Below are 1,036 nucleotides of genomic sequence, written 5' to 3'. Positions count from 1 at the left end.
CTTGATTACGCATGAGACTCAGCCAGTTTTACGAACCGATACGGAAAAGGTGGCGTGCGCACAGTGCTGTGAGCCAGCCGCTTCAGGATTCCCGCAAGGTCGTGACGTCTGTTGAATCGATATTGGAATTCGGCCAGATAGCGCGGTCGATGTCCTGGAGAGACTTGGCGGTAGGTACCCGTCAGCGCAGATTTGATGTTGCCCAGGGCCGTATTCACCCATTTAAACGTAGGCTTCTGCGCTGCTCGACGTCCGCCGCCAGAGACAACTACCGTATGGCTGCAACCATGATCGATTACAGCACCAAAACAAGCCAGACCATCACTGTAGACATCGGCGCCAGGGACCAATTTCGCTTTGGCGAAAGCACTGACTTCATCGTTGCTGAACCCATCAACAACCTGCAGTGCCATTCTCTGTGGTCTGCCGTCTCTATCGGTCTGAACCGCGGCGATAAAGGGCGTTTTACCTTCAGCGCCGCGTCCTGCCTTTCCCGGCTTGCGCGCTCGCTCGCCCCCTAGGTAGGCATCGTCAATCTCGATTCGATCGGTCAGCTTTCGGCTCGCCTCTCGCTCTTTCATGGTCTGCATCAGCTTCTGTTTCACCAACCAGGCCGTGTTGTAAGACACGCCAAGGCGACGCATGAGCTCCATTGCAGAGACGCCATTCTTCGATTGAGTGAGGTGGTACATGGCACGAAACCATGTGGTCAGTGGCAGCTTGGTGGAGTGAAAGATCGTGCCAGCGGTAATGGACGTCTGAGTCCGACAACAAGCACACTGCACAAGCTGCCGATGCTCCAACTGATGCCCCTTCTTGTGACCACAGGAAGGGCAGACAAACCCATCCGGCCAGCGAAGTTCATGCAAGGCACGAAAACAGGCTTCCTCTCGACCGTAGAGCCTTTCGAACTCCGGCTCGGAAAGGCCCTTCTGGAACTGGATCTTGTTGCGAGGCATGCATTTGGCCCTGTAATTCTAGTACTGTTCAAGTATACAGCGGTAAGTGATGCTTAACAATCTACGTAATCAAGTGG

At 54.4% G+C, this 1,036-nt stretch carries 1 protein-coding gene; it reads right to left on the bottom strand.

The annotated features are described in order from the left end of the window. Nucleotides 1-5: 5 nt before the first annotated feature. The gene (locus tag ACUNV4_RS30375; RefSeq protein ID WP_430882430.1) at nt 6-959 is read right to left on the bottom strand and encodes an IS1595 family transposase; all 954 of its coding nucleotides are present in this window, start codon (nt 957-959) and stop codon (nt 6-8) included. Between the last annotated feature and the right edge of the window lie 77 nt (nt 960-1,036).

It is taken from the genome of Granulosicoccus sp. 3-233 (assembly GCF_052681095.1).
This window is presented reverse-complemented; position numbering and strand designations above follow the sequence as displayed.